Below are 4,003 nucleotides of genomic sequence, written 5' to 3' on the forward strand. Positions count from 1 at the left end.
TGCTCGCTGGCCTTGCGCTGGATGAGTTGGACTTTGGTAGGAAATCCCATATTCCCATATACTAGTTACATAACTAGACCTTTGTCCACACAAAACACACACTTTTTGATCGCTCACCACAGACTTATCTAGTCAAAGGCCAAACTCCAGGGAACCGCACACGGAGTGTGCGGACCACTTCACGGTGGATAGTTACTTGGCGTCGGGCTTGATCTTGCCTTTCTCTTCGAGCTTGTGCTTGAACTTCTCGGTCTTGGGATCGACGACGGCGCGGACGTAGCCTTGGTTGGGATTGAGGGCTTTGAAGTTCTGGTGGTAGTCTTCAGCAGGGTAGAAGATTTTGAGCGGGGCGATCTCGGTGGCGATGGGGTCTTTCCACTTCTTCTGCACTTCGAGCTTCGAGGACTCGGCGATCTTGTGCTGCTCTTCGCTGGTGTAGTAGATGGCGGAGCGGTACTGGGTGCCGTAGTCGTTGCCCTGGTAGGCGGTGCCTTTGGGCATGAACTTGCCGTGGTGCTCGCCGTCTTCCTTGGTCACGCTGGTGGGGTCATGCGCATCCCAGAAGAGGTCGATGATTTCCTTGTAGCTGATGATGGCAGGATCGAACTCGACCTTGATGACTTCGGCGTGGCCGGTGTCGCCGCTGCTGACCTGCTCATAGGTGGGGTTTTCGGTTTGGCCGCCAGCGTAGCCGCTGACGACATTCTTGACGCCTTTGACGAGGAGGTACTGCGCCTCGACGCACCAGAAGCAGCCGCCACCGATGATGGCGGTTTCGGTTTTAGCGTCAGCAGCAGAGGAGAGCGGGGCAAGGGAGGCCATGAGAAAGGTGGTGAGGAGGGTGAGGGCGGTTTTCATGGTGTAGATACGAACGAGTTGGGGAAGATGAGTCAATCATCCGTCCTATGTGAGGCGAAACTTTCGGGGGAATTCCAGGGAACCGAAGATTGATGGCCGAAAAAGAGGAAAGAGGTGGAAAAGGGGGGAGACGGATTTGAACGCGAATGTCGAAAAATGGCCGCGATTTGACGCGAATCCGGAACTGGACCTATGCCATTCCTGTTAATTCGCGGGCATTCGTGGCCATTCGCGTTGGTAGAAATGGTTCTGAATTTTTTGTTCTCTTTCCCTTTTTTCGGCCATCTCTATTCTGCGCAGATGGATGAACTTTCAACTCTCTGCGCCCGGGTGGGCGAAACGAAACTGCGCGAGATGGTGACGGCGTTTTACCGGCGCGTGCGGGTGGATGATGTGATCGGCACGATGTATCCGCCGGATGACTGGGAGAATGCGGAGAAGCGGCTGGCGGATTTCATCGTGTATCGCTTTGGCGGGCCGCAGACCTACATCGAGGAGCGCGGGCATCCGCGGCTGCGCGGCAGGCACATGCCGTTTTCCATTGGTGAGGCGGAGCGGGATCGCTGGATGAAACTCATGACGGAGGCGATGAGTGAGGTGGCGGTGCCGGAGACGGAGGCGGCGATCATCGTGCCGTTCTTTGCTCAGGTGGCGGACATGATGCGGAACCGTGAAGGGTGAATCGCTGCTTGTCAGACCGTGCTGCCACAGGATGGTGAACCCATGAAACCAACTGTGTGTCTGGTGCTGATGTTAGTCGCGACTCTTTCCGCCTGCGTGATGGATCTGACGCGGCTGAAGAACGAAGAGGTGGATTTTGTGCGGCAGGTAAAGCCCATCCTGGAGTTCAGCTGCCTGGAGTGCCACCAGCACCGCTATGAGTTTGCCGGACTGAATCTGGAGACCCAGGAGCGGGCGATGAAGGGCGGGCGTAGCGGGCCGGTGATCGTGCCGGGAGCGCCGCACCAAAGCCTGCTCTACAAGGTGCTGCTGCTGGGCCACAACAATCCCGTGGCCATGCCCCCCACCCCTGAACGACTGGAACGCGAGAATGAGCAAATCATTCACGACTGGATTCAACAGGGCGCGAAATGGCCGGAGGGAGTGCGCCTTACGCCGCCGCAAGACTGGAAAAAATCACGTTCATAACATCCCATGGAAAAGACCTCTGTTCTCATTCTCTCCCCGTTGCCGGATTTCCTCATGGAGCCGTTGCGTGCGGCCCACACGTGCCATGATTACTTTCATGCGGAGGACAAGGCGGAGCTGCTGGCCGAGGTGGGGGAGGAGATTCGCGGTATCGTGATGTCGGGGGGCAGTATGTCACCCGTGGCACTGCTGGAGCAGCTGCCGAAGCTGGAGATCATCGGTGTGTTTGGTGTGGGCTATGACGGGGTGCCGGTGGACTGGTGTAAAGCGCATGGCATCCGGGTGACGAACACGCCGGACGTGCTGACGGAGGACGTGGCGGACACGGCGAGCGCGCTGGTGCTGATGACGAGCCGGCGCTTGATCGCGGCGAGCCATTTCCTGCATGCGGGAGCGTGGACGAAGGGCCCTTTCCCACTGGCGCATGCGCTGCGTGGCAAGCTGGCGGGCATCGTGGGCCTAGGGCGCATTGGCAAGGCGATTGCACAACGGCTGGAGGCCCACGGGATGCGCATCGCCTATCATGGCCGCACGAAGCAGGAGGTGAGCTGGGAGTATGTTGACTCGTTGATGGCTCTTGCCGAGGCGGCGGATTTTCTGATTGTGGCCACTCCGGGTGGTGCGGCGACGAAGCGCCTGATCAGTGCGGAGGTGCTGGCTACGCTGGGCGCGAAGGGCACGCTGATCAACATCGCGCGTGGTTCGGTGGTGGATGAGGCAGCGCTGATCGCCGCGCTACAAAACGGCACGATTCGCGGCGCGGGCTTGGATGTGTTTGAAAACGAGCCCCAGGTACCGGAGGCGCTGATGCAATGCGAGAACGCGGTGCTGCTGCCACACCTGAGCAGCGGCACGCATGAGACGCGGGCTGAGATGGCCCGGCTGGTGGTGGAGAATCTGGCGGCGCATTTCAGCGGCGCGGCTTTGCTGACACCGGTGTGCTAAGACGTTTGCCTGTGGCGGGTTTGGCAGATTGCCAGCTTGCCCTTCCAGCTTGTTCCACTATTAAGCCAGATGGGTAAAATCATCCTCGGAGCAGTTCTCACCGCCATGACCGTCTTCGGCTGGGAGGCGGTGTCATGGACAGCCATTGGCTGGCATCAAAATGGATTTCGCGCTTTTCGTGATGAATCCAAAGTTGCCGAAGTGATCAAGGCCAACGTGACCTCCGGCCACGGCATCTACCTGCTGCCGGCCTTGGGTGAAGCGCCGAAAGTCGCCACTGCCGAGGAGAAGAAGGCCTTCGAAGCCCAGCAGAAAGGGGCGATGAAGGATGGCCCCTACGTGTATGCCATCGTCCGTCCGGGCAAAGGGGACATCAGCATGGGGATGAACATGACTTTGAGTTTCATCCGCTGCCTGGTCTGCTCCTTTTTGATCGCTGGGATGCTGTCTCAGGCAACCTTGTCCTATTCGGCACGCATCGCTTTCGTGGCGGCGGCGGGGATGTTTGCCGGCCTGACCGCCGACCTGCCGATGTGGATCTGGTTTGAAAATCCGGGCCGCGACGCTGGGGTGAACATCGCCGATCATGTGATCGCGTGGATCATTGGCGGTGCGGTGCTGGGCCTCTTTGTGGGCAAAGACCCGGTGGCGGAGAGGTGAGGCGGCCTTTTTGAAGTACGTTAGGCACTCCTGCCTGACGATCAACGCTTTCGACTCGCGGCCTCGTTCGCGAACAATGGATAAGCTTGCTGCGGGGGAGGCCCATGCCGTTGCTGTGGCGAAGGCGTGGGGCGGTTTGAAAGGCGTGGGTTTTGGTGAGGGCGCTGACCGACAGACAAGAGTGTCTGTCGTACTTCAGACCACGCCGCTGGTCTTCAGCACGGCCTGCGCCACCTCTTCGGGAGTGACGAGGGTCATGCAGTTGTAATGGCCGAAGGGGCACTCGCGCTCAAAGCAGGGGCTGCACTCAATCTTGTGCTGGATGACGGTGTGGCGTTCGCCGAGCGGGCCGGTTTCAATCGGGCAGGTGGAGCCGAAGATGCTCACGGTG

General features: G+C 59.2%; 6 protein-coding genes. 4 read left to right on the forward strand and 2 right to left on the reverse strand.

Translation table 11 applies throughout. The features are described 5' to 3' along the window. Positions 1-192: 192 nt before the first annotated feature. On the reverse strand, positions 193-858 hold the full coding sequence (msrA, locus tag PSV43_RS10690) for a peptide-methionine (S)-S-oxide reductase MsrA (RefSeq protein ID WP_300196582.1): 666 nt from the start codon (positions 856-858) through the stop codon (positions 193-195). A gap of 300 nt (positions 859-1,158) precedes the next feature. Here msrA and PSV43_RS10695 point away from each other — a divergent pair, with 300 nt between their 5' ends. From PSV43_RS10695 to PSV43_RS10710, 4 genes are all read left to right on the forward strand, one after another. Beyond that, positions 1,159-1,539: a globin gene (locus tag PSV43_RS10695; RefSeq protein WP_300196584.1), complete on the forward strand. Its 381-nt coding sequence runs from the start codon at positions 1,159-1,161 to the stop codon at positions 1,537-1,539. A 42-nt stretch (positions 1,540-1,581) separates the two neighbouring features. Next, positions 1,582-2,007, forward strand: a complete 426-nt coding sequence (locus PSV43_RS10700) for a c-type cytochrome domain-containing protein (protein WP_300196586.1) — start codon at positions 1,582-1,584, stop codon at positions 2,005-2,007. Positions 2,008-2,013: 6 nt separating this feature from the next. Next, positions 2,014-2,952 carry a 2-hydroxyacid dehydrogenase gene (locus PSV43_RS10705; RefSeq protein WP_300196587.1) on the forward strand — a complete coding sequence of 313 codons (939 nt, stop codon included), beginning with the start codon at positions 2,014-2,016 and terminating at the stop codon, positions 2,950-2,952. Between the two features lie 69 nt (positions 2,953-3,021). Continuing rightward, positions 3,022-3,612 (forward strand): hypothetical protein, encoded by a 591-nt coding sequence (locus PSV43_RS10710; RefSeq protein ID WP_300196589.1) that lies wholly within the window; start codon positions 3,022-3,024, stop codon positions 3,610-3,612. A 195-nt stretch (positions 3,613-3,807) separates the two neighbouring features. Here the strand turns inward: PSV43_RS10710 and PSV43_RS10715 are convergent. Continuing rightward, a partial coding sequence (locus PSV43_RS10715) for a glycosyltransferase family 9 protein (protein WP_300196591.1) occupies positions 3,808-4,003 on the reverse strand: 196 nt, incomplete at its 5' end.

It is taken from the genome of Prosthecobacter sp., from assembly GCF_029946185.1.
Classification (GTDB): domain Bacteria; phylum Verrucomicrobiota; class Verrucomicrobiia; order Verrucomicrobiales; family Verrucomicrobiaceae; genus Prosthecobacter.

Coding starts and splice junctions, on each gene's coding strand:
- msrA (WP_300196582.1), bottom strand. CDS start 858: ATGAAAACCGCCCTCACCCTCCTCACCACCTTTCTCATGGCCTCCCTT.
- PSV43_RS10695 (WP_300196584.1), top strand. CDS start 1,159: ATGGATGAACTTTCAACTCTCTGCGCCCGGGTGGGCGAAACGAAACTG.
- PSV43_RS10700 (WP_300196586.1), top strand. CDS start 1,582: ATGAAACCAACTGTGTGTCTGGTGCTGATGTTAGTCGCGACTCTTTCC.
- PSV43_RS10705 (WP_300196587.1), top strand. CDS start 2,014: ATGGAAAAGACCTCTGTTCTCATTCTCTCCCCGTTGCCGGATTTCCTC.
- PSV43_RS10710 (WP_300196589.1), top strand. CDS start 3,022: ATGGGTAAAATCATCCTCGGAGCAGTTCTCACCGCCATGACCGTCTTC.